The following is a 17,889-nucleotide window of genomic DNA, read 5'->3' as shown; positions in this document are numbered from 1 at the left end:
GGTTACGAGCACCACACCGTCCGCCACGCCGAACGGCACCGCGTTCTCGTGGGTCAGGCCCGCACCGGTGTCACAGACCACGAAGTCGGCGGCCGCGGCGAGCGATTCGACGACCCGCCGGAGCTCGCCGGGGTCGGCGGCGGCGAACGAATCGAGCGAACGCGAGCCCGGTACCACCACGAACGACGGCCCCTCCGCCGGCGGCGAACGCTGTGGCCCGTTCTCGTCCACCCACACCAGCGCGTCGCCGAGGGCCGCCTCGTTCGCGAGCACGTCGTGGACCGTCGGGCCGTCGTCGATACCCACGAGACCGCCGAGGTTCGCCATCGCGAGGTCGGCGTCGAGGACGACGGTATCGTAGCCGGCGTCGTGGAGCGCCGCGCCGAGGTTGACCGCCGACGTGGTCTTGCCCACGCCACCCTTCCCGCTCGCCAGCGCGTAGACACGTCCCGCCATGCGCCGAACTATCGAACACGAGGGATATAAACCTGACCGGGGGCGAACCGCGCGTTCGGGCGGTCAAAGGGTACTTACCACCGAAGGCGGTAGGATCCCCCAATGAGCACCCAGCAAGCAGAACAATCCGACCGGAAAAAGTACGAGTTCCGGCGGCTGATCGAGGACCTCAAGCAGTACGAGGGATCAGGAACGCAGCTCGTCAGTCTCTATATCACGCCCGACGAGAAGATCTCCGACAACGTCGCCCACGTCAACGAGGAGTACTCCGAAGCCTCGAACATCAAGTCCAAACAGACCAGAACCAACGTCCAGGACGCACTGAAGTCGATCCGCGACCGCCTCCGCTACTACGACACCTTCCCACCCGAGAACGGGATGGTGCTGTTCAGCGGGGCGATCGACACCGGCGGCGGGCAGACGAAGATGATCACGAGAGCGCTCGAGAACCCGCCCCAGCCGATCCAGTCCTCGCTCTATCGGTGCTCCTCCGAGTTCGTCACCGAACCCCTCGAAGCGATGCTCGCCGATCAAGGACTGTTCGGACTCATCGTGCTCGACCGGCGCGAGGCCAACGTCGGCTGGCTCCGTGGCAAGCGGGTCGAACCCGTGAGTTCGGCGTCGTCGCTCGTCCCCGGCAAACAGCGAAAGGGTGGCCAGTCGGCCCAACGGTTCGCCCGCCTCCGCCTCGAAGCGATCGACAACTTCTATCAGAAGGTCGCGGGGATGGCGAACGACCTGATGGTGCCCGAACGCCACGACATCGACGGCGTGCTCGTGGGCGGCCCCTCACCGACCAAGGACGAGTTCCTCGACGGCGACTACCTCCACCACGAACTCCAGGACAAGGTCCTCGGGAAATATGATGTTTCCTACACCGACGAATCGGGGCTCTCGGACCTCGTGGACGCCGCGAGCGAGACCCTCGCGGGCCAGGAGGTCATCGAGGACAAGAACCAGATGGAGGAGTTCTTCGGCGAACTCCACGGAGGCAACCTCGCGACCTACGGCTTCGGCGCGACCCGCGAGAACCTCATTCTCGGGTCGGTCGACCGGCTCCTGATCTCCGAGGACCTCCGTCAAGACGTCGTGGCCTACGAGTGTCCGAACGGCCACGAGGAGTTCGAACTCGTCGGACCGCGGGCCGAGACGCCGGTCCACACCTGTGAGGAGTGTGGCACGGAGGTCGAGGAGGGCGAGCGCGAGGACGCCATCGACCACCTCATCGACATCGCGGACAAGCGCGGCACCGAAACCAAGTTCATCTCCTCGGACTTCGAGAAGGGCGAACAGCTGCTCGACGCGTTCGGCGGGATCGCGGGCATCCTGCGGTACTCGACGGGCGTCTAAAGCGAGCGGTCGCCGGAGGGCGGTGGGGTTTGAGCAAACTATTTATTCCGTCGCGCGGAGGAAAATACAGCGACCATGGTTTCGCCCGGAACACTCACAGCCCTCACGGCGCTCGCGGACGGGTCGACGGCGGAGTACGAGCCGTCGATCGATACCGATACCGGCGATGTCGGCTACCCGGCGGCCGAACGCCACCTCAACGACGACGACCCCGGGGCCTACCAGGTACTCGAATCGTTGGCCCAACGCGAGATCCTGGAGAAGACGTTCGTCGAGAAGGTCTACGTCTGCCCGAGCTGCGACGCGGAGGGGATGCAGTACACCACGGCCTGTGGCGGCTGTGGCTCGGCCTACACCGTCGAGACCGAACTGTTCGAACACCTCGCGTGCGGACACATCGCCCCGCGCGAGGAGTTCGAGGTCGGCGTCGAGGAGTACGTCTGTCCCGGCTGCGAGGCGGAGCTCGAGACGCTCGACGAGGTCGAGCGCGGGACGCGCCACGTCTGTCAGGACTGCGGGTCGTACTTCGAGACCCCCGAACACGCCCTCCGGTGTCGCGAGTGCAGCGAGGTCTTCGCCCCCGAAGACACCATCGAGCGGGTGCTCTGTCGGTACAGCCTCACCGACGGCGGTCGACAGTGGGTCGACGCCCAGCTCGCCGCCCGCGAGTCGGTCGTCGAGATGCTCGAAGAGCGCGGGTTCGAGGCCGAGGCCGACACGACCGTCCACACCGACGCCGGCGACCAGCCCGTCCACGTCTACGCCGAGGACATCCTGCTCGACAGCCGGATCGTGGCGTCGATCCACGAACGCCCCGTGGAGGCGGACGCGCTCCACCTCCGCGACGTCGCGACGGCGGTCGACGCCCGTCCCTTCCTGATCACCACGCTAGGGTCGGTCGGGGCCGGCGTCGAACGGGTGGCCGAATCGGCGGACATGCGGATCCTGAGCGCCGAGACCGACGGCGGGCTCCGGAACGACTACCAGGTGACCGAGAACGCACGGCCCTCCCAATCGCTGATGCAACGGATCGCCTCGGCGGTCAGACAGCCGTAGCCTCACCCCCGGAACTGCGCCACCTGCCGCCGCCGTCCGTCGAGGTCCATCCGTGCGTCGACCCCCGGATCGGCCGCGAGGCGGTCGAGCACCAACAGCGGGTCGGCTCCGGCGCGTTCGACCCGTTCGAGCAAGGTCTCGATGGCCGAGCGGTGGAGCGCGAGCGAATCGAGCAACCCGAGCGCGAGCGCCATCGGTATCGCGGCCGCACCGCTCGGAAAGGCCTCGCCCACTCGCGTGAAATCGGGATCCGGGTCGGCGTCCGCGGTCGAGTGGAGTCCGAGACAGGTCGGACAGAGCGCGAGCACCTCGTCGTCGTCCGGGGTGAACTCCCGATACTCGTCCGGGACGACGAACGCGACGGTTTCGTTTCCGCAGTCGGGGCAGTCCATGCGGTCGGAACGAAGGGAGCAGGGAAAAGCATCGAGCACTGACGACGGACGCCGATGAACGCGTTTTTGCCGCGCTGTGTCGTAGGTCGACGGAATGGATCGTCGAGCACCGTCGACGCCGGCCGCCTGGCTCGGGCTCGCAGGTGGCTGTTTCGTGCTCACGGTCGTCGTCTACTTCCGGTACGGCTTCGTCGCCGGCTTCTTACCCCTCCTCGGTGGCGTCTACGCCTCGCGACGGTGGCTCCTCGGTCGGACCGTGGCGGCCTCGCGCGAGCACGAGGGGGACGGGACGGGGCTGGTGGCGCAATACGAGGTCGACACCGACCGCGAGTACACCGCCGGCGAGCAGGCCACGATGTTGCGCGAGGTCCGCGCCGAGTACCGCGGTAAACACCACCTCTGGGCCGGGCTGGCCGCGGGCTGTCTCGTGGTCGCGGCCGCCGCGGCGCTCGTCTCGGTTGTTCTCGCCGGCTGTACCGCCGTCGTCGCTGGCTACGCCGGGCTCCGCTGGTATCGCGTCCGACGGGCACTCGGGGTGCTCGACGGGCGGCTCGAAACGCTCGAAGGTGGGTCCTCGGCCCCCGAGAACTCAGAACCCGACCTGTGAGCCGATCACGTAGACCCACATCACCGCCAACACCGCGAGCGCGACCAGGATCCGGTACTCATCGGGTTCGGCGATCAGTTCCATACGGGGAGCGACACCGTCGGCCCGTTTAGGCCTTCGCACCGTCCGTCGGTGTCCGGAAGAAGCGAGCGGGTCCGACTACGGTGCGAACCCGAAGAACTGGGCGATCGAGACGACGCCGGCGATCGTCAGGAACGACCCGGCGACGACGAGCCCGAGGTCGAGCTTCCAGCCGCCCTGCCACTCGGGGGGCAGCGCGGTCTTCTCGGCCCACAGCATCGCCCAGCACCAGAGTCCACACCCGAACACCCCACCGAGCAACGATGCCGGGGTGACGATGCTGATGGCGTCGAGGTCCGACCAGAGCAGGACGAGCGCGACCCCGCCGGCGTAGACGACGGTTATCGTCCGGGCCAGCCCAAGGCGGTCGCGTTCGAGCCGGCGGATCCGCGCGGAGAAGGGTTTGAACGATTCGAGCCAGGTCCAGGTGTAGCCCTCCCAGACGGCGTAGAGCGACCCGAAGATCGCGAAGAACACCCCGACCTGCCAGAGGATCGTGAGGCTCGGGTTGATGTCGGCGAACCACTGGGCCTGATACTGGAACAGCTGGAAGTCGGCGGGCACAAGCTGTGCGGTGTTGAGGCTCTCCGCACCCAGGATCATCGCCGCCGCGGTGAAGAAGGTGATCGCGACGAACGCGACCAATACATCGATCTGTGGGGCTTTCAGCCACGCCCGGCCGCGTTTTCGATTGGCCTCGCTCGTGGCTATCGGGACGGTCTCGCTGCTGTCGAGCTCCCGGACGAACCGCTCCACCTCGGCGTGGTCGGACCGGCCGAGCATCCCCCAGCCTCGTCGCTTGGCGTAGCCGACGTAGCCGACGTAGTCGTAGACTCCACCGCCGACCGCGCCCATGTACGTCACGACCTCGACCCAGACGGGCCGCTCGGCGATCGTGGGGTAGTTGTCGACCACGAACGAGGGATAGCCGCCCGGAAGCGAGGGGATCAGCCCGCCGAGGATCGCCATCGGCGAGGGGAGCGAGCTCACGGTCAACACGAGGATCGCCGCCGAGAGGAACGCCACGATCAGGACCTGTACACGCTCGACGAGGTCGTAGCCGCCGAGGATCGCGAGCGCCGCCGTCACCAGGATCAGGACGGTACCCACGACCGCGAAGTTGGTCTCGTTCTGCCCGACGCCGAGCGTCCAGGTCACGATCTGCCCGAGGAACTCGCCGTAGCCCGCGATCCACGCCGGGAAGGCCGCGATCGATATCACCCCGATCAGCAGCGGAAACCAGCCCCGCGGGCCCGGCAGCTTCGCCCACCGGGAGGTGACGTGCTCGCCCGTCAGGGTGTAGTACCGGATCCCGGAGTAGGCCACGATCCCCTTGACGAGCCCCGCCCAGACCAGCGTCCAGAGGATCGCGTAGCCGAAGATCGCCCCACCCCGCGGCGCGAACAGCACCTCGCCGGAGCCGAGGGTCGCGGACGCCACGACCGCGCCCGGCCCGAAGTACGCGAGGAGTTTGAGCCAGTTCCCCCGTCGGCCCGCCGTGAGCTCCGTCGGCGGTTCGGGATAGTCGTAGGGGCCCTCCCCCGGCCCGTCCTCGCCATCGGTCGCCGTCCGCGCTGGGTCAGTCGTCATCGATCATCCACACGAATACCGGTCGGTGAAACCGTATAACGGCTTCGCGATCCGTCCGGATCGTCGCCGATTTCGGGCTCGAAGATCGAGATCGTCGTTATTTGTGGAGCGGTTTCGTGTAAACAACCGCTCATCTCGCGTCGGGGGAATCGGGCAGCACGCGCCCTGGCCCTTGACACCGGTCCGTCCGACGGATCAGTACAGGGAGAGGTCGCCCGTCACGCGGTCGACGACGCGGTCCTCGCCCGGCCCGACCGCGAGCGCCGTCACGGTACCGGGGTCGAGCTGAGTGTGACCCGCGTCGCGGATGACGGCGTGGGGCAGTCCCTCGCGCTCGGCACGGTCGGCGAGCTCGAACAGCGTACTCTCGGCGTCGCCTTTCAGCACCACCTTCTTCTGGCCCTCGCCCTTCCATGCCGTCCGAGCGCGTCGGTCGGCGTCCTCGTAGGCCGACAGCGAAGCGTGGGCGACCTGCGCGGCGAGCTTTCCCTTCCCCATCCCGATGTCGGTACGCGCGACGATGGCCTGTTTCACGTCCGGATCCCGGCGGCGGCGAATAAAGGACTGCCTACTCGGTCGATGCTTCGAAAAAGATCGCGGGCGTCGGTGAGCCCTACTCCTCGCTCCGTCGGTTGAGTTCGTCGACGAGGGTCTCGGCCAGTTCCTGGAGGTCCTCGTCGGACATCGCGTCGAGGTCGCCGAGCGCGCTCGACTCGTCTTCGTCCTCATCCGAGCCGCCCGCCACCGAGTCGAGGGCGCTCGTCACCCGTTCCGCGACGCTCCCGCCGGCCGACTCGTCCTCGTCCGACTCCGACTCGCTCGACTCGTCGGTCTCTTCCTCTTCTTCGGTTTCCTCTTCCTCGTCCTCGTCGGATTCGTCCGCTTCGTCCCCTTCTTCCTCGTCCTCGTCAGTTTCCTCCTCGTTGCTCCCGGAGAACGACCGCTCGATCCGCTCGCCGAGCGAGCTTCCGACCCGCTCGCCGACGATCCCGCCGATGAGCCGGAAGAGGGTCGTGGCTACACCCATCGGCTCACCTCCGAGGTCTGGGACGAGGGCTGGTTCCGCTTCGGGACGCCGTCCGGTCGCTGTTGGTGTCGGGTCATGGTTGAGTTTCGTCGGCGAGCGAGTCGCTCGATGGGTCGATATGGCCGGGTCGGTGGTATAACTGCGCTGCTTGCACGGGCGTGGGTCCCCGTCTCCGGGGCCGGGGCCGGGATCGGTGTCACGGCTCCTCTCCCTCCAACTGGCCCGGGTCGTCGGTCGGCCCCTCCGCGAACCGCGCATCCGCGAGTTCGTCGCCGGCGAGCGCACGCTGGCGCTGCTGGCGGTCCCACTCCTCGAAGATGCCGTACTCCGTCATCGTCGCCATCCCGGCGAGCGCCGCCCGGAGTTTCAGCCCGACGAGGGGGATGTCGGCGACGCTGATGATGGCGTCGGCCTCGATCACCGCCCCGTCGCGGAGGATGACGTCGAGCAGGTCGACGATGACGTCGTCGTCAGCCCGTTTCGGCTCCATCCTCACCCCCGATGGCCGGCGCGAACGAGTACGGCGGCCACGGCCCGGTGAACCTGACCTCGACCCCGGACTCGGCCGCGACCTCGTCGAGCAGGTCGCCGAGGTCGTCTTCGCGGTCGGCCGGCGCGAGCACCGTGAACCGGGCTTGGGTCTCCATACCGTCGTCGCCGGCGTCCTCGTCGTCGAGCGTGGTTCGCTCGCCGAGTTCGGAGACGTTGCGGACGACCGATTCGAGCCGCTCGCGGAGCGCCCCCGCCCGCTCGTTACGGCGTTCGCGCTTGAGCTCGCGGAGCCGCTGGTCGTACTGTTTCTCGAGCATGAACGCGGTCCCCGAACCCGCGTCGGCGATTTCGGTGTCGAGCTCCCCGAGCCGGTCGTCGCTGGCTTCGAGGTCCTCGACCAACGCCTGTTCGTCGCGCCGGAGTTCGATCCGGTACTCCCAGTGGCCGGCGACCGCGTCGAGGTAGTCACCGATGGTCTCGCGCTCCTCGCGGACCCACTCGCGCACACTCTCGTCGCTCCCGGTCACGACGGTGTCGAACTGGAAGGGAAGCGGGGTGTCGAACGCCTCGCCCGCCTCGTCGACGACGCGCTGGTGCTGGAGCACCCACGTCCGCACCACGTCCATGTCGGCGGTGTCGTAGAGGGATTCACAGTCGTGAACCACGACCCCGATGTCGTCGACCGCGACCAGCCGCACGGGTTCGTCGTCGACACCGGTCGCCGAGAACTCGGCGTCGCCGTCCAGCCGCACGGCACAGTAGAGGTACCGTCCCTCGTCGAACGCGTCGGTCTCAGACACCGTCGATCACGCCCCGTTCGTCGCGGGGTTCGTCGGCACGCTCGACGAGGTCCCGGACCAGCCCGTCGAGCTCGCCACGGAGGTCGTCGACCGGCTCCTCGATCCCCTCGTCCTGCTTGATGTTCTCGATCTCGGTTTCGAGCGCCGCCAGCTGCGAGCCCAGCCGCTCGATCTCATCGTCGGTGAGTTCGCCCGACTCCATCCGGCGGATCGCCTCGCGTTCCATCGCGTCCACGAGGAGTTCGACCACCGTGACCACCAGGGTCATCAGCCCGTCGCGCGCCTGGTCGCCGTCGACGTCAATCGTCGTCATTGGTCTCCTCCACGACCTCCTCGGGCTCTTCGGTCTCACCGTCCTCGTCCGCTTCGTCGTCCTCGTCCTCGTCGGAGCCCGGCCGCGAACGGATCCCGGGCTCGCCCTGGTCGTCGGAGTCGCCGGCGGCGTCGACGACCTCCTCGCCGACCGCCTCGATCGTGGTCTGTTCGGCGTCCGTCTCGTCCGGGAGCTCGGACCGCCCGGAGGCGGCCTCGACCCGTTCCATGTCGGTGCCGTCAGGGAACTCGAGGCCGTACTCGGCGGCGGTCTCGAACGAGGCGATGGCGGCCCGGAGCTGGACCCCGAGGAGTTCGGTGTCGCCGATCGAGACCACGATGTCGGCGTTGATCACGACCCCCTTGTCGAGCAGCATTTCCACCACGTCGGCGAGGCTGTCGCTCTGTCGCGTCGGACCGCCGCTACTCATCGTCGTCCGCCTCCTCGTTCCGCAGGCCCTCGAATCGCGAACCGTAGATCCGGGTGTGGTTCGGTGCGCCCGAGTGGAGGGTTTCGGTCGGCACCGTCGAGTAGCCCGTCGACGACCAGCTACCGGTCTTCCAGCCCGCGGTCATCGTCGAGACCGCGGTCGGGTTCCGGGAGGAGGGCTGGCCGATGTCGCCCCCGGTCTTCGCCTCGATCTTCTCGTTCGCGGTCTCGCGCGCCTCCTTGACCTGCTCGCGCGTGTCGAGCACGCTCTCGCGGAACTCCCCGATCGCGTCCCGGAGCTTCGATTGGATCGTCGCCTGGGCGGCCTCCTGCTGTTCGGCGAGCGTGGGACCGTCGGCCGACGACGTGCTCTCGTCCGGTCCGGAATCGGACGAACTCAGCATCGACGAGTCGTCGGTTCCCGATCCGTCGTCGGACGAACCCAGTATCGAGGAATCGTCGGTCCCCGAATCGTCCGGATCGTCGTCGGTGACCTCGTCGGTGGCGTCCTCGAGTTCCTCCTTGTTCCGGATGAACTCCCGGACGTCGACCGACCCCCAGAGTTCGTTGAACTCCACGAGCGAGGCGAGCTGGGTGAGTTCGACCGCGCGGCCCGGTTCGAGGGTCGCTATCGCCTCCGGCAGCTCGTCGGCGTCGATCGCCGACGGGAGCTCCTCGATGTCGATGGCGTCGGGGAGCTGGCTCATGTCGACGGTGTCGAGGAGCTCGCCGGTCTCCTCGATGACGTTCCCGAGGTCCTCGATGTCCTCGCGGGCCTCCGAGAACGCGATCTCGCCGTTCAACACCCCGAGGAGCGATTCGATGTCGGTCTCGACGCGCTCGATGAGACCGTCCATCTCCGGCAGCTCGGGGAGTGCGTCCTCGGCCTCGTCGGATCCCTCGGTGGTCTCGGTCTCGTCGGTCTCCTCGTTCGCGTTCCGCTCCGAGGCACCGAGCGCGGAGTCGAGCTTGTCGGCGGCCTCGGCCATCCGTTCCTTCGATTCGGAGTCGCTCATGCCGCCCCCTCCGCGACGAGCCGAACGTCGAGCACGCCGTTGTTGAACGACGCGTCCGCGACCGCGAGGTCCCCACGCGGGAGCGAGACGCGTTCGAGTATCACCGAATCCGTCCCGACCACGAGGGTCTCGCCCGACGAGTCGACGCCGGCCGCGAGGTCGCGCGGGTCGACGTCGGGGAGGTCGAGCGTGACGATACAGCCCTCGTCGGTCGGGTTCACGGAGGCCGCGTAGTCGGTCTCGACCTCCGGGTCACGCGACTGCGACTCGTCCCGGCCGGGTCCGATCCCGACGTCGAGCCCGTAGTCGAACCGGGTGGAGCCGCTGCGGCCGCTCCCGGTCGCGCTCCGGCGTCGCTGGTCGCGTTCGTCCATGTCGGCGATGGTCTCGAACAGCCCCGACAACACCGTCCGGACGAACCCCGATCCACCGGCGTCGCTTCGTTCCGCGTCATGGTCATCGGATGTCATTATCGTTTCACCTCAACCTTGCTCGACAGCGTCTCGCGCGCCTCGCGTGCCACGTCGAGCTGCGTTCGCAGCTCGTCCCGTCGCTGCTCGTACTCCTCGGTCGAGCGGTCGCCGATCTCGAACAGCAATCGGTTCTCCTTCAGCTCGTCCTGTATCCCCTGGATGTCGTAGAGCTCCTCGATCGCCATCGAGTGGATGACGTTCGCGACCGAGATGATCGGGCGCAGGAGGAGGTCGTCGAGGACGAACACTATCGTTGGTTCCCCTGTGCGCCGATCTCGATGTCCACGAAGTTGTACGGCGGCCACGGCCCGGTGTACTGGACCGTGAGGACATCGCCGTAGTCGTCGGTGACCGCGTCCACGGCCTCGTCGAACGCGATCCGCTCGTCGCGGTCGACGAGATACGACCGGTTCATCACGAGCCGGTCGCTGAATCGGTCGTTCTCGGACTCGTTGACGCTGGCCGCCGCGAACCGTTCGACGGCGTCCTCGCGAACCGCCTCGGCGTCGATCGAGGCGTCCTCGTCGGCGACGAGCTTGACGCCGAACTCGAAGTAGCCGTCGATCTCCCGGAGCGCCTTCGTGAACGCCCGCCGGCCGCCCCGAAGCACGTTCTTGAGCGCCCGGCCGTTCTTGAAGACCGACCCGAACTGCATCGGCACCACCGTTCGGCCGCCGTCGTCGAGCAGGACGGTCTGGAGGACGTCGTCGTGCGCGCGGGCGTTCTCGTCCGAGAGTTCGGGGTCCATCGTGTCGATGTCGGTCACGATGGCCGCGAGCGGGCCGTGGCTCACCGTGTAGGCGCTCGTCGCACCCGCAACGCCGTCGACCTCGAACTCCAGCTCCTCGTTCTCGACGACGCCGTAGGCGTAGAGGTTCTCGCTCATGATGGGACGACGCACGGACAACGCTCGCGCGTCATACCGTAATATCAACGGTCGTGCTAATAGGCATGTCGCCGGCACGCGCAACCTCTTCGCGAGACGGCGTTCGGTCGCGAACCCCCATGCGGCGGCCGGACCCTCGACGGCACCCCACCCTGCCGGTGCCTGCCCAAAGCGTATTAGGTGGCCCACCCTCGGAGGGAGTACGATGAGTGCACGACCCTCAAGCGACAGTCTGGCCGAAGTGCTCGATCGGATCCTCGATAAGGGGATCGTCATCGACATCTGGGCGCGTGTCTCGGTGGTCGGTATCGAGATCCTCACGGTCGAAGCGCGCGTGGTCGTCGCCTCGGTCGACACCTTCCTCCACTACGGGAAGGAGATATCCAAGTTGGAGATGGCGAGCCAGTCCGGGGACCTCCAGGACCTGAAGGACCTCGATCTGGGTACCTCGCCGATGGTCCAGCCCGAACCCGACGAGCCGGACGTCCGGATCGAGGAAGAACAGGAGCAGTAACGCCCGTCATCGGTCGGGCCTCGCGCCCGAACCCGTGCGGGATTTTATATACCACCCCAGAGAGCACTCTATCCACCAATGGCTGACCTCGACCCGAGCGAACACACGATCGACGAACTGCGCGACGAACTCGAGTCCATCGACGACCCGGACACCCTCGAAGCGATCCGCGAGTCCGAATCCGAGAACGAGAACCGAACCGGGGCCCTCGACGCGATCGACGAACGCCTCGATGCCGTCGAGGACGACGACGACGATGACGACGCCTCCGGGTCGAGCGACGCGGACGGGACGGACGTCAGCGGAAACGTCAGCGCGGGCATCGTCGAGGTCCGAAACCACGTTCGCGACGCCGCCGCGGACCTCATCGGTCGGCCGCTCGACAGCATCGTCGAGATAGAGCGTGACGGCGACGGCGACGACTGGCGCGCGCTCGTCGAGATCGTCGAGCGCCGCTCGGTGCCCGACACCCAGGACATTCTCGGGCGGTACGCGATCCAGCTCGACGGCGGCGGAACCATAACGGGCTATCGACGGCTGGACCGGTATCGTCGCGGCGACACGCGCCGCGACGAGGAACCCTCGCAGGCGCTGTAGGCACTGAAGTCCTTTTTCCGGTCACTCGGTCGGGCGAGCGGTCAGTTCTCGGTGGCCGTCTCGTCCTCGCCGGCCTCGTCGATCGGGTCGTCCGTCGCCGACACCCCGGCGCGCGTCGATTCGACGTCGCTGCCGACGCCGTGGCCGAGCGAGATCGTCGGGGTGAGGGGCTCGCCACGAACGAGTTCGGGGAGTACGATCCGCACGGCTTCGAGCATCACGATGAAGACGATCGGGAGCAGGAAGAAGCCGTACCAGCCGAGGAGGGTCGGGCCGAGGATGTACGAGAACATCAGGAGTACCATGTCGAGCTGGCGACCCGTGATGTAGGGCTGGACGAACGTCTGGGGGAGGATGTCGAGCACGAGGAAGTAGACGACCAACACCCCGACCACGAACGCGAGCGCGCCGCGACCGGCGTCGAGCGCCTGCAGCGCGAGGTAGCCGACGAGCGGGAGGTAGACCACCTTGCTGACGACGATCGGGAGGAGGCTCGTGAGCCCGGTGAGCACCGAGAGCGCGAGGATCAGCGGGACCTCGATGCCCGCCGGGGCGAGGAGGGTGGTGGCCTCGTAGGTGATGCCGGCGATGACCGTCATCGCGGCGACGAACAGGACGTTGCCGAAGAAGACCGATTCGAGGTCGGCGTCGACCGTCGAGGCGTAGGCGTAGGCGACGGTGTCCTCGCCGCCGACCAGCGACTCGAACCCGCGTGCGAGCCGGTGGTCGTTTTCGAGCAGGTAGTACGAGAGCGCGACCGCCAGCGCCACGAGCAGGAGGCCGCCGAACACCGCGTTGAAGACCAGCGTGCCCTGCTGGAGCAGCGTCGGGAGGAGGTCGAGCACCTGGCGGGGCTGACTGACGAGCTGAGCCGGGTTCCGGAGCAGCGAGCTGACCATCGCCTGCTGGTCGGCGGGGAGCGCGCTGACGTTGAGGTACGTCGCGATGCTCTCGGAACTGTCGGAGAAGAGGAGCCGCCGGACCTGCTGGTAGATACGGAAACCGGTGTAGACGACGAGCAGGAGGATCGGGACGACCACCACGACGACGGTGGTGACCGCCGCGAGCCCGGGGGAGTCGGTGTAGCGCGCGAACCGTCGGCAGATCGGTCTCGTAGCGTAGTAGCCGAAGACGCCGAGGACGATCACACCGATGAAGGAGTACGCGAGATAGGCCGCGACGAGCCCGAGAGCGAGGACGAACAGCCACCACGCGACGCGCGCTCGGTTGGTGAACGGACCGAACTCGCCATCGGAAGCCATCGTCCCGTGGGACAGCCGCTCCCCGGAAAGCCCTTGCCCTTGCATGGGGGGCCGAACTCGACGGGAAGGTTTTAGGCCGCTTCGCCGTGGTTTCGGGGTATGATACTCTCGGACGGCGACATCCGCCGGCGGCTTGCGGCGGGCAGCCTCGCCATCGAGCCGCTCGCCGACCCCGCCCTCCAGATCCAGCCCGCGAGCGTCGACCTTCGGCTGGGTCGGGAGTTCCTCGAATTCCAGCGGACCAACATCCCCTGTATCCACCCCGACTCGACGAACGAGGTCGACGAGTACGTCACCGAGACCGTCGTCGACGAGGACGAGGAGTTCATCCTCCATCCGGGCGACTTCGTGCTGGGGACGACCGTCGAACGGCTCTCGGTCCCCGACGACCTGATCGCCCACGTCGAGGGTCGCTCCTCGCTCGGCCGGCTCGCGGTCGTGATCCACGCCACGGCGGGCATCGTGGACCCGGGCTATCGGGGCCAGGTCACGCTCGAACTCTCGAATCTGGGGACCGCGCCGGTCGCGCTCTCGCCCGGCATGCGGATCTCACAGGTGGTCTTCACCGAACTCAAATCGCCGGCCGAGGAGCCCTACGGTGCGGGTCGGGGCTCGAAGTATCAGGACCAGACCGGGCCACAGGCCTCCCGGATCGGCAACGACCACGAGTTCGGTGGCGACCAGCGTGCCGGGATCGAGGGGGACGAGGAACCGCGATGAGGTTCGTCGAGGAGATCGTGGTCGACGAGTTCCTGCCCACGTTTCGCTCGCTGTTGGCCGAGCGCCTCCGCGAGCGCGGACTGACCCAGAGCGAGGTGGCCGACATCCTCGACATCAGCCAGTCGGCGGTCTCGAAGTACGCCCACGGCGAGGTGGCGCGAAACGACCGGATAAGCGAGGACGACCGGGTCGCCACCCTCGTCGACGAGCTCGCCGACGGCCTCGCGACCGGCGAGACGACCCAGGTCGGCGCGCTGGTCGAGACCGAGATCCTGATCCGGGCGCTCGAATGCGGCGACCTTCTGGCCGATCTCCACGCCGAGGCGGTGCCGGGGCTCGCGGGCCACGCGGGCTTCGACGTCCACGACGCCGACAGCGACCTCAGAGCCGCGGAACGCACGCTGGCGTCGGTCCGGCGCGGGCTCACCACGCTCGAAACGACGGGTGGATTCGCGAGCCTCATCCCGAACGTGGGCTCGAACCTCGTCGAGTGCGTCCCCGAGCCGAACGGGATCGAGGACGTCGCCGGCGTTCCGGGTCGGATCTTCGACGTGAAGGGCCGAACCACCGTGCCGGGCGAACCGGAGTTCGGGGTCTCGGGCCACGTCGCGGGCGTGTTGCTGGCCGCGCGCGCCGCGGGCAGCGACGCGCGCGCCGCGCTCAACCTCCGCTACGATCCGGCGATCGTCGAACGGCTCGAAGCCGAGGGGTTTCACACTGTGGAGTTCGACGGCGATACCGACGCCGAGTCGGCCATCACGGCGGTCGAGGCCGCCGACGCCGACGTGCTCTACCAGGCGGGTGGGTTCGGTATCGAGGCCATCGTCTACCTCCTCGCGCCGAGCGCCGAGGGCGCCGCCGCCCGCGTCCGCGACCTCGTCTGATATGGGGCAGCACACCGACGCGACGAATCAGGGTGCGTACGAGGCACAGTCCTTCTACGGCCGGTGGGCGCGACTCTACGACCTCGTCGCCACCTTCCCAGGGGTCGGGTCGTGGCGCGAGCGCACTGCCGAGAGCCTCGACCTCTCGCCCGGCGACACCGTGGTCGAGATGGGCTGTGGAACGGGCGCGAATTTCTCGTACTTGCGTGAACGGGTCGGCGCGAGCGGCACGGTCGTCGGGGTGGATTTCACGCGTGGGATGCTCGACCGCGCGGCGACCCGGGTCGAGGAGCGAGGTTGGGAGAACGTCCACCTCGTCCGCGGTGACGCGACCGCGCCGCCGATCGCCGGCCCCGTCGACGCCGTGCTCGGGAGCTTCGTGGTCGGGATGCTCGGAAGCCCCGCGGCGGCGGTCGAGGAGTGGTGCTCGCTGGTCCGGCCGGGCGGTCGAATCGCGCTGCTCGACGCCAGCCGAAGCACGGACCCGCGGGCGCGCCCGCTCGACGCGCTCTTTCGACTGTTCGTCGCCATGAGCGCCCCACCCACGACCCGGCTCCGATACTCGACTCCGCCGTGGAAACCGCTCGACGACCGCGTGGCCGCCGCCCGCAAGCCGCTCGAAAACCGTTCCGAATACGCCCACGAGGCGTTCGCGCTCGGGTTCGTCCGGCTGAGTTCCGCCACCGTCGAGTGAGACGGCGAGCACGCCTGAAAGCTCATGAGGGTAGGTTTGGAACAGTCCGGTATGGCGACGGACGACCCACGAAAGGACGAGCGAACGCTAGCCGACGCCGTCCGGGTCTACAAGTGGCTGACCGTGCTCGCACTCGTTGCCTTCCTCACGGCGTTCTTCCTCCCGCCGATCGTTCCAAGCGCCCTCACGAACACCGTCGTCGGCGTGTGGTTGCTCGCCACCCTCCTCGCGTTCGCCCACGTCGGGATCCGGAACTCGACCCACGGCGTCTGACCCTCACACGAGTGTTCGAGTCCACCCGCCGACGCGTCACGACGCTCCACCGGCGACCGAACGGTTTTCGACCCCGACCCGAGTAGTCGGCTCATGAGCGACACCAGCAATATCGACCTCACCGCCCACCACACCGGGATCACCGTTCGCGACCTCGACAGTGCTATCGAGTTCTACCGCGACGTGCTCGGCCTCGACGTCGCGGCGGAGTTCACCCTCTCGGACGACGAGTTCGCGGCGGCGGTCGCCGTCGAGGGCGCGACCGGGAACTTCGCGCACCTCGACGCCGGCGGGTCGCGCGTCGAACTCATCGAGTACGAGCCCGAGGGCGAGACGGTGGGTGAGACGATGGTGAACCAGCCCGGCGCGAAACACCTCGGCCTCGCGACGGACGACGTCGACGGCTTCTACGAGGGGCTTTCGGACGACATCGAGACGCTGAGCGAACCCCGGACGACCGGCAGCGGGTCGCGCATCCTGTTCGTCCGCGACCCGGAGGGCAACCTCGTCGAACTCGTCGAATCGTAGGGTCGCGGGATCAGTCGTCGGCGGGTGCCCGCGGAGTGAGTTCGACCGGGTCGGCGTCGATCCCGAGATCGTCGATGGCGGCCTGGGCGGCGCGCTTGCCCGAGAGGAGCATCGCGCCGAAGGTCGGGCCCATCCGGGGCAGGCCGTAGGTCGTGGCGACCGCCATCCCGGACGCGACGACGCCGTCGTGGACCTTCCCGGTGTGTTCGACCACGCCGTCCTCCGATTTCCCGACCCACATCGAGTCGTGGCCGGGTGAATCGTGACCCGGCGCGCCGTAGGAATCCTCTCCTGTGTGGTCCATCCCGGTCGCGTTCTCGGTCGCCTCCCCGAGTCCCGGCGCGTCGAGCACACCCCGTTCGTCGAGTTTCGAGACCACCATCGCGTCGTGGCCGGTGGCGTCGACCACGACCTCGCTCTCGACCGCGATCGGGTCGACGCAGGTGATCTCCCGCGGGAGGGCGTGGACCGGCGTCCAGTTCATCACGATCCCGCCGACGCGGTGGTTCTCGCGCACCACGATGTCGGTGAACTCCGTCATGTTCTGCATCTTCGCGCCCGCGTCGCAGGCCGCCTTGATCAGTCCCGAACACGCCTCCGGACCGTTCGCCACGTAGAGCCCCTCCGAGTCCGCCGATTCCTCGTAGCTCACGTCGAGGTCGTCGAGCACCGACTGGGCGGGGTCCCGTACCGTGACCTTGTTCATCAGGAAACCACCGAGCCAGAACCCGCCCCCGAGGTAGTTGTTCTTCTCGACGACCATCGCCTTCACGCCGCGCTCGCTCAACTCCGTCGCCGCCATCAGTCCAGAGGGACCGCCGCCGACGATTATCACGTCCGACTCCGTGTAGTCGAGGAACTCCTCGGTCCACTCCTGGCCGATCGCTCGGGTCACGTCCGCCTCGCCCACGTCGCTGAACTGGGTCATACAACCCAGTGATATTCAGTCGTGGTACAAAAGTGTTCCGTCGAGGGCGGGTTCGGCGTCGGCGGCCGGGGTCGATCCGAAGTGCGTATAACGGGCGTCCCCGCCTTCCAAACTGGATGGAGTACGGTCTCGTCGTCGTGTGGTGGGTCGCTTACGTCGTGCTCGGGCTGTTCGGCCTGCCGGTCGCCGCGCGGCTCTGTTCGTCGCTGCCGGGCCGGGGGGCTGGCTTCTCGCTCGGGCTCTCGTTCGCCGTCTTCGGGCTCGTCGGGTTCTGGGTCGGCCACCTCGCGCTGGGCTGGGTCGCGGTGATCGCGGGACTCGCCGGGCTCGCGGTCTGTGCGATGGCCTCGGTTCGGGGCGGCGTCGAGGTCGACCGCCGGGCGGCCGCCGAGGTCCTCGTGGTGTTCACCCTCGTCTACCTGGTCGTGATCGCGGTCCGCGGCGTCGACCCGGGGATCACGCCCGACGGCGAGAAGTTCCTGGATTTCGGGCTCGTGATGTCGCTCTATCGCGCGCCCACC

At 67.9% G+C, this 17,889-nt stretch carries 26 protein-coding genes; 11 read left to right on the top strand and 15 right to left on the bottom strand.

Features of this window, described 5'->3' with window-relative positions:
- On the bottom strand, positions 1 to 456 hold a 456-nt coding region (locus tag D3261_RS18455), incomplete at its 3' end, for a MinD/ParA family protein (protein ID WP_147464998.1).
- Between the two features lie 102 nt (positions 457 to 558).
- Here D3261_RS18455 and prf1 point away from each other — a divergent pair.
- Positions 559 to 1,806 (top strand): peptide chain release factor aRF-1, encoded by a 1,248-nt coding sequence (prf1, locus tag D3261_RS18450; RefSeq protein WP_120074926.1) that lies wholly within the window; start codon positions 559 to 561, stop codon positions 1,804 to 1,806.
- Positions 1,807 to 1,881: 75 nt separating this feature from the next.
- Positions 1,882 to 2,862 (top strand): hypothetical protein, encoded by a 981-nt coding sequence (locus D3261_RS18445; protein ID WP_120074924.1) that lies wholly within the window; start codon positions 1,882 to 1,884, stop codon positions 2,860 to 2,862.
- Between the two features lie 2 nt (positions 2,863 to 2,864).
- Here D3261_RS18445 and D3261_RS18440 read toward each other — a convergent pair whose 3' ends face one another.
- Complete coding sequence (locus D3261_RS18440) at positions 2,865 to 3,254, bottom strand: DUF6276 family protein (protein ID WP_120074922.1); 390 nt, start codon at positions 3,252 to 3,254, stop codon at positions 2,865 to 2,867.
- Positions 3,255 to 3,348: 94 nt separating this feature from the next.
- Between D3261_RS18440 and D3261_RS18435 the strand changes: the two genes are divergently transcribed.
- Positions 3,349 to 3,861, top strand: coding sequence for a hypothetical protein (locus tag D3261_RS18435; RefSeq protein WP_120074920.1), 513 nt, complete (start codon positions 3,349 to 3,351; stop codon positions 3,859 to 3,861).
- A gap of 159 nt (positions 3,862 to 4,020) precedes the next feature.
- On the opposite strand, the gene D3261_RS18430 is transcribed toward D3261_RS18435, so the two are convergent.
- From D3261_RS18430 to D3261_RS18380, 11 genes are all read right to left on the bottom strand, one after another.
- Positions 4,021 to 5,532 (bottom strand): Nramp family divalent metal transporter, encoded by a 1,512-nt coding sequence (locus D3261_RS18430; RefSeq protein ID WP_120074918.1) that lies wholly within the window; start codon positions 5,530 to 5,532, stop codon positions 4,021 to 4,023.
- 195 nt (positions 5,533 to 5,727) lie between these two features.
- Positions 5,728 to 6,066 (bottom strand): peptidyl-tRNA hydrolase Pth2, encoded by a 339-nt coding sequence (gene pth2 / locus D3261_RS18425; RefSeq protein WP_120074917.1) that lies wholly within the window; start codon positions 6,064 to 6,066, stop codon positions 5,728 to 5,730.
- 79 nt (positions 6,067 to 6,145) lie between these two features.
- Positions 6,146 to 6,559: a hypothetical protein gene (locus tag D3261_RS18420; RefSeq protein ID WP_120074915.1), complete on the bottom strand. Its 414-nt coding sequence runs from the start codon at positions 6,557 to 6,559 to the stop codon at positions 6,146 to 6,148.
- 196 nt (positions 6,560 to 6,755) lie between these two features.
- Positions 6,756 to 7,049: a gas vesicle protein GvpM gene (gvpM, locus tag D3261_RS18415; RefSeq protein WP_120074913.1), complete on the bottom strand. Its 294-nt coding sequence runs from the start codon at positions 7,047 to 7,049 to the stop codon at positions 6,756 to 6,758.
- Positions 7,030 to 7,851, bottom strand: coding sequence for a gas vesicle protein GvpL (gvpL, locus tag D3261_RS18410; protein ID WP_120074912.1), 822 nt, complete (start codon positions 7,849 to 7,851; stop codon positions 7,030 to 7,032). Before gvpL ends, gvpM begins: the two co-directional genes overlap by 20 nt.
- A complete protein-coding gene (gene gvpK / locus D3261_RS18405) occupies positions 7,844 to 8,164 on the bottom strand; it encodes a gas vesicle protein GvpK (protein WP_120074910.1) in 321 nt (106 codons plus the stop codon). Before gvpK ends, gvpL begins: the two co-directional genes overlap by 8 nt.
- Positions 8,151 to 8,594 (bottom strand): gas vesicle protein GvpJ, encoded by a 444-nt coding sequence (gene gvpJ, locus D3261_RS20930; protein ID WP_120074908.1) that lies wholly within the window; start codon positions 8,592 to 8,594, stop codon positions 8,151 to 8,153. Before gvpJ ends, gvpK begins: the two co-directional genes overlap by 14 nt.
- Positions 8,587 to 9,609 carry a hypothetical protein gene (locus tag D3261_RS18395; RefSeq protein WP_120074907.1) on the bottom strand — a complete coding sequence of 341 codons (1,023 nt, stop codon included), beginning with the start codon at positions 9,607 to 9,609 and terminating at the stop codon, positions 8,587 to 8,589. The genes gvpJ and D3261_RS18395 overlap by 8 nt, the downstream gene beginning before the upstream one ends.
- Entirely contained in the window at positions 9,606 to 10,079 is a 474-nt protein-coding gene (gvpH, locus tag D3261_RS18390) for a gas vesicle protein GvpH (RefSeq protein WP_120074905.1), read from the bottom strand. The genes D3261_RS18395 and gvpH overlap by 4 nt, the downstream gene beginning before the upstream one ends.
- Entirely contained in the window at positions 10,079 to 10,330 is a 252-nt protein-coding gene (gene gvpG, locus D3261_RS18385; RefSeq protein WP_120074903.1) for a gas vesicle protein GvpG, read from the bottom strand. Before gvpG ends, gvpH begins: the two co-directional genes overlap by 1 nt.
- Positions 10,330 to 10,968 carry a GvpL/GvpF family gas vesicle protein gene (locus D3261_RS18380; protein ID WP_120074901.1) on the bottom strand — a complete coding sequence of 213 codons (639 nt, stop codon included), beginning with the start codon at positions 10,966 to 10,968 and terminating at the stop codon, positions 10,330 to 10,332. Before D3261_RS18380 ends, gvpG begins: the two co-directional genes overlap by 1 nt.
- A 205-nt stretch (positions 10,969 to 11,173) precedes the next feature.
- On the opposite strand from D3261_RS18380, the gene gvpA reads away from it, so the two are divergent.
- Positions 11,174 to 11,482, top strand: a complete 309-nt coding sequence (gvpA, locus tag D3261_RS18375) for a gas vesicle protein GvpA (protein ID WP_120074899.1) — start codon at positions 11,174 to 11,176, stop codon at positions 11,480 to 11,482.
- A 78-nt stretch (positions 11,483 to 11,560) separates the two neighbouring features.
- A complete protein-coding gene (locus tag D3261_RS18370) occupies positions 11,561 to 12,079 on the top strand; it encodes a gas vesicle protein (protein WP_120074897.1) in 519 nt (172 codons plus the stop codon).
- A 41-nt stretch (positions 12,080 to 12,120) separates the two neighbouring features.
- Here the strand turns inward: D3261_RS18370 and D3261_RS18365 are convergent, their stop codons facing one another.
- On the bottom strand, positions 12,121 to 13,341 hold the full coding sequence (locus tag D3261_RS18365) for an AI-2E family transporter (protein ID WP_120074895.1): 1,221 nt from the start codon (positions 13,339 to 13,341) through the stop codon (positions 12,121 to 12,123).
- Between the two features lie 99 nt (positions 13,342 to 13,440).
- Between D3261_RS18365 and dcd the strand changes: the two genes are divergently transcribed.
- The 5 genes from dcd (at position 13,441) to D3261_RS18340 (ending at position 16,440) form a co-directional block, all read left to right on the top strand.
- A complete protein-coding gene (dcd, locus tag D3261_RS18360) occupies positions 13,441 to 14,061 on the top strand; it encodes a dCTP deaminase (protein ID WP_120074893.1) in 621 nt (206 codons plus the stop codon).
- A complete protein-coding gene (locus D3261_RS18355) occupies positions 14,058 to 14,945 on the top strand; it encodes a thiamine-phosphate synthase family protein (RefSeq protein ID WP_120074891.1) in 888 nt (295 codons plus the stop codon). The genes dcd and D3261_RS18355 overlap by 4 nt, the downstream gene beginning before the upstream one ends.
- Before the next feature lies 1 nt (position 14,946).
- Positions 14,947 to 15,639 (top strand): class I SAM-dependent methyltransferase, encoded by a 693-nt coding sequence (locus tag D3261_RS18350; protein ID WP_120074889.1) that lies wholly within the window; start codon positions 14,947 to 14,949, stop codon positions 15,637 to 15,639.
- Between the two features lie 51 nt (positions 15,640 to 15,690).
- On the top strand, positions 15,691 to 15,912 hold the full coding sequence (locus D3261_RS18345) for a hypothetical protein (RefSeq protein WP_233554036.1): 222 nt from the start codon (positions 15,691 to 15,693) through the stop codon (positions 15,910 to 15,912).
- Between the two features lie 93 nt (positions 15,913 to 16,005).
- A complete protein-coding gene (locus tag D3261_RS18340) occupies positions 16,006 to 16,440 on the top strand; it encodes a VOC family protein (RefSeq protein ID WP_120074885.1) in 435 nt (144 codons plus the stop codon).
- Positions 16,441 to 16,450: 10 nt separating this feature from the next.
- Here D3261_RS18340 and D3261_RS18335 read toward each other — a convergent pair whose 3' ends face one another.
- Positions 16,451 to 17,368, bottom strand: a complete 918-nt coding sequence (locus D3261_RS18335; RefSeq protein ID WP_120074884.1) for a sulfide-dependent adenosine diphosphate thiazole synthase — start codon at positions 17,366 to 17,368, stop codon at positions 16,451 to 16,453.
- Between the two features lie 116 nt (positions 17,369 to 17,484).
- Here D3261_RS18335 and D3261_RS18330 point away from each other — a divergent pair.
- Positions 17,485 to 17,889 (top strand): DUF2298 domain-containing protein (locus D3261_RS18330; RefSeq protein WP_233554035.1); only part of this gene is annotated, 405 nt, incomplete at its 3' end.

The organism is Halococcus sp. IIIV-5B (genome assembly GCF_003602035.1).
GTDB lineage: Archaea > Halobacteriota > Halobacteria > Halobacteriales > Halococcaceae > Halococcus > Halococcus salsus.
The sequence above is the reverse complement of the archived record's forward strand: the minus strand, read 5'-3'. Positions and strand labels throughout refer to the sequence as shown.

Coding starts and splice junctions, on each gene's coding strand:
- prf1 (WP_120074926.1), top strand. CDS start 559: ATGAGCACCCAGCAAGCAGAACAATCCGACCGGAAAAAGTACGAGTTC.
- D3261_RS18445 (WP_120074924.1), top strand. CDS start 1,882: ATGGTTTCGCCCGGAACACTCACAGCCCTCACGGCGCTCGCGGACGGG.
- D3261_RS18440 (WP_120074922.1), bottom strand. CDS start 3,254: ATGGACTGCCCCGACTGCGGAAACGAAACCGTCGCGTTCGTCGTCCCG.
- D3261_RS18435 (WP_120074920.1), top strand. CDS start 3,349: ATGGATCGTCGAGCACCGTCGACGCCGGCCGCCTGGCTCGGGCTCGCA.
- D3261_RS18430 (WP_120074918.1), bottom strand. CDS start 5,532: ATGACGACTGACCCAGCGCGGACGGCGACCGATGGCGAGGACGGGCCG.
- D3261_RS18420 (WP_120074915.1), bottom strand. CDS start 6,559: ATGGGTGTAGCCACGACCCTCTTCCGGCTCATCGGCGGGATCGTCGGC.
- gvpM (WP_120074913.1), bottom strand. CDS start 7,049: ATGGAGCCGAAACGGGCTGACGACGACGTCATCGTCGACCTGCTCGAC.
- gvpK (WP_120074910.1), bottom strand. CDS start 8,164: ATGACGACGATTGACGTCGACGGCGACCAGGCGCGCGACGGGCTGATG.
- gvpJ (WP_120074908.1), bottom strand. CDS start 8,594: ATGAGTAGCGGCGGTCCGACGCGACAGAGCGACAGCCTCGCCGACGTG.
- D3261_RS18395 (WP_120074907.1), bottom strand. CDS start 9,609: ATGAGCGACTCCGAATCGAAGGAACGGATGGCCGAGGCCGCCGACAAG.
- gvpH (WP_120074905.1), bottom strand. CDS start 10,079: ATGACATCCGATGACCATGACGCGGAACGAAGCGACGCCGGTGGATCG.
- D3261_RS18380 (WP_120074901.1), bottom strand. CDS start 10,968: ATGAGCGAGAACCTCTACGCCTACGGCGTCGTCGAGAACGAGGAGCTG.
- gvpA (WP_120074899.1), top strand. CDS start 11,174: ATGAGTGCACGACCCTCAAGCGACAGTCTGGCCGAAGTGCTCGATCGG.
- D3261_RS18370 (WP_120074897.1), top strand. CDS start 11,561: ATGGCTGACCTCGACCCGAGCGAACACACGATCGACGAACTGCGCGAC.
- D3261_RS18365 (WP_120074895.1), bottom strand. CDS start 13,341: ATGGCTTCCGATGGCGAGTTCGGTCCGTTCACCAACCGAGCGCGCGTC.
- dcd (WP_120074893.1), top strand. CDS start 13,441: ATGATACTCTCGGACGGCGACATCCGCCGGCGGCTTGCGGCGGGCAGC.
- D3261_RS18355 (WP_120074891.1), top strand. CDS start 14,058: ATGAGGTTCGTCGAGGAGATCGTGGTCGACGAGTTCCTGCCCACGTTT.
- D3261_RS18350 (WP_120074889.1), top strand. CDS start 14,947: ATGGGGCAGCACACCGACGCGACGAATCAGGGTGCGTACGAGGCACAG.
- D3261_RS18345 (WP_233554036.1), top strand. CDS start 15,691: ATGGCGACGGACGACCCACGAAAGGACGAGCGAACGCTAGCCGACGCC.
- D3261_RS18340 (WP_120074885.1), top strand. CDS start 16,006: ATGAGCGACACCAGCAATATCGACCTCACCGCCCACCACACCGGGATC.
- D3261_RS18335 (WP_120074884.1), bottom strand. CDS start 17,368: ATGACCCAGTTCAGCGACGTGGGCGAGGCGGACGTGACCCGAGCGATC.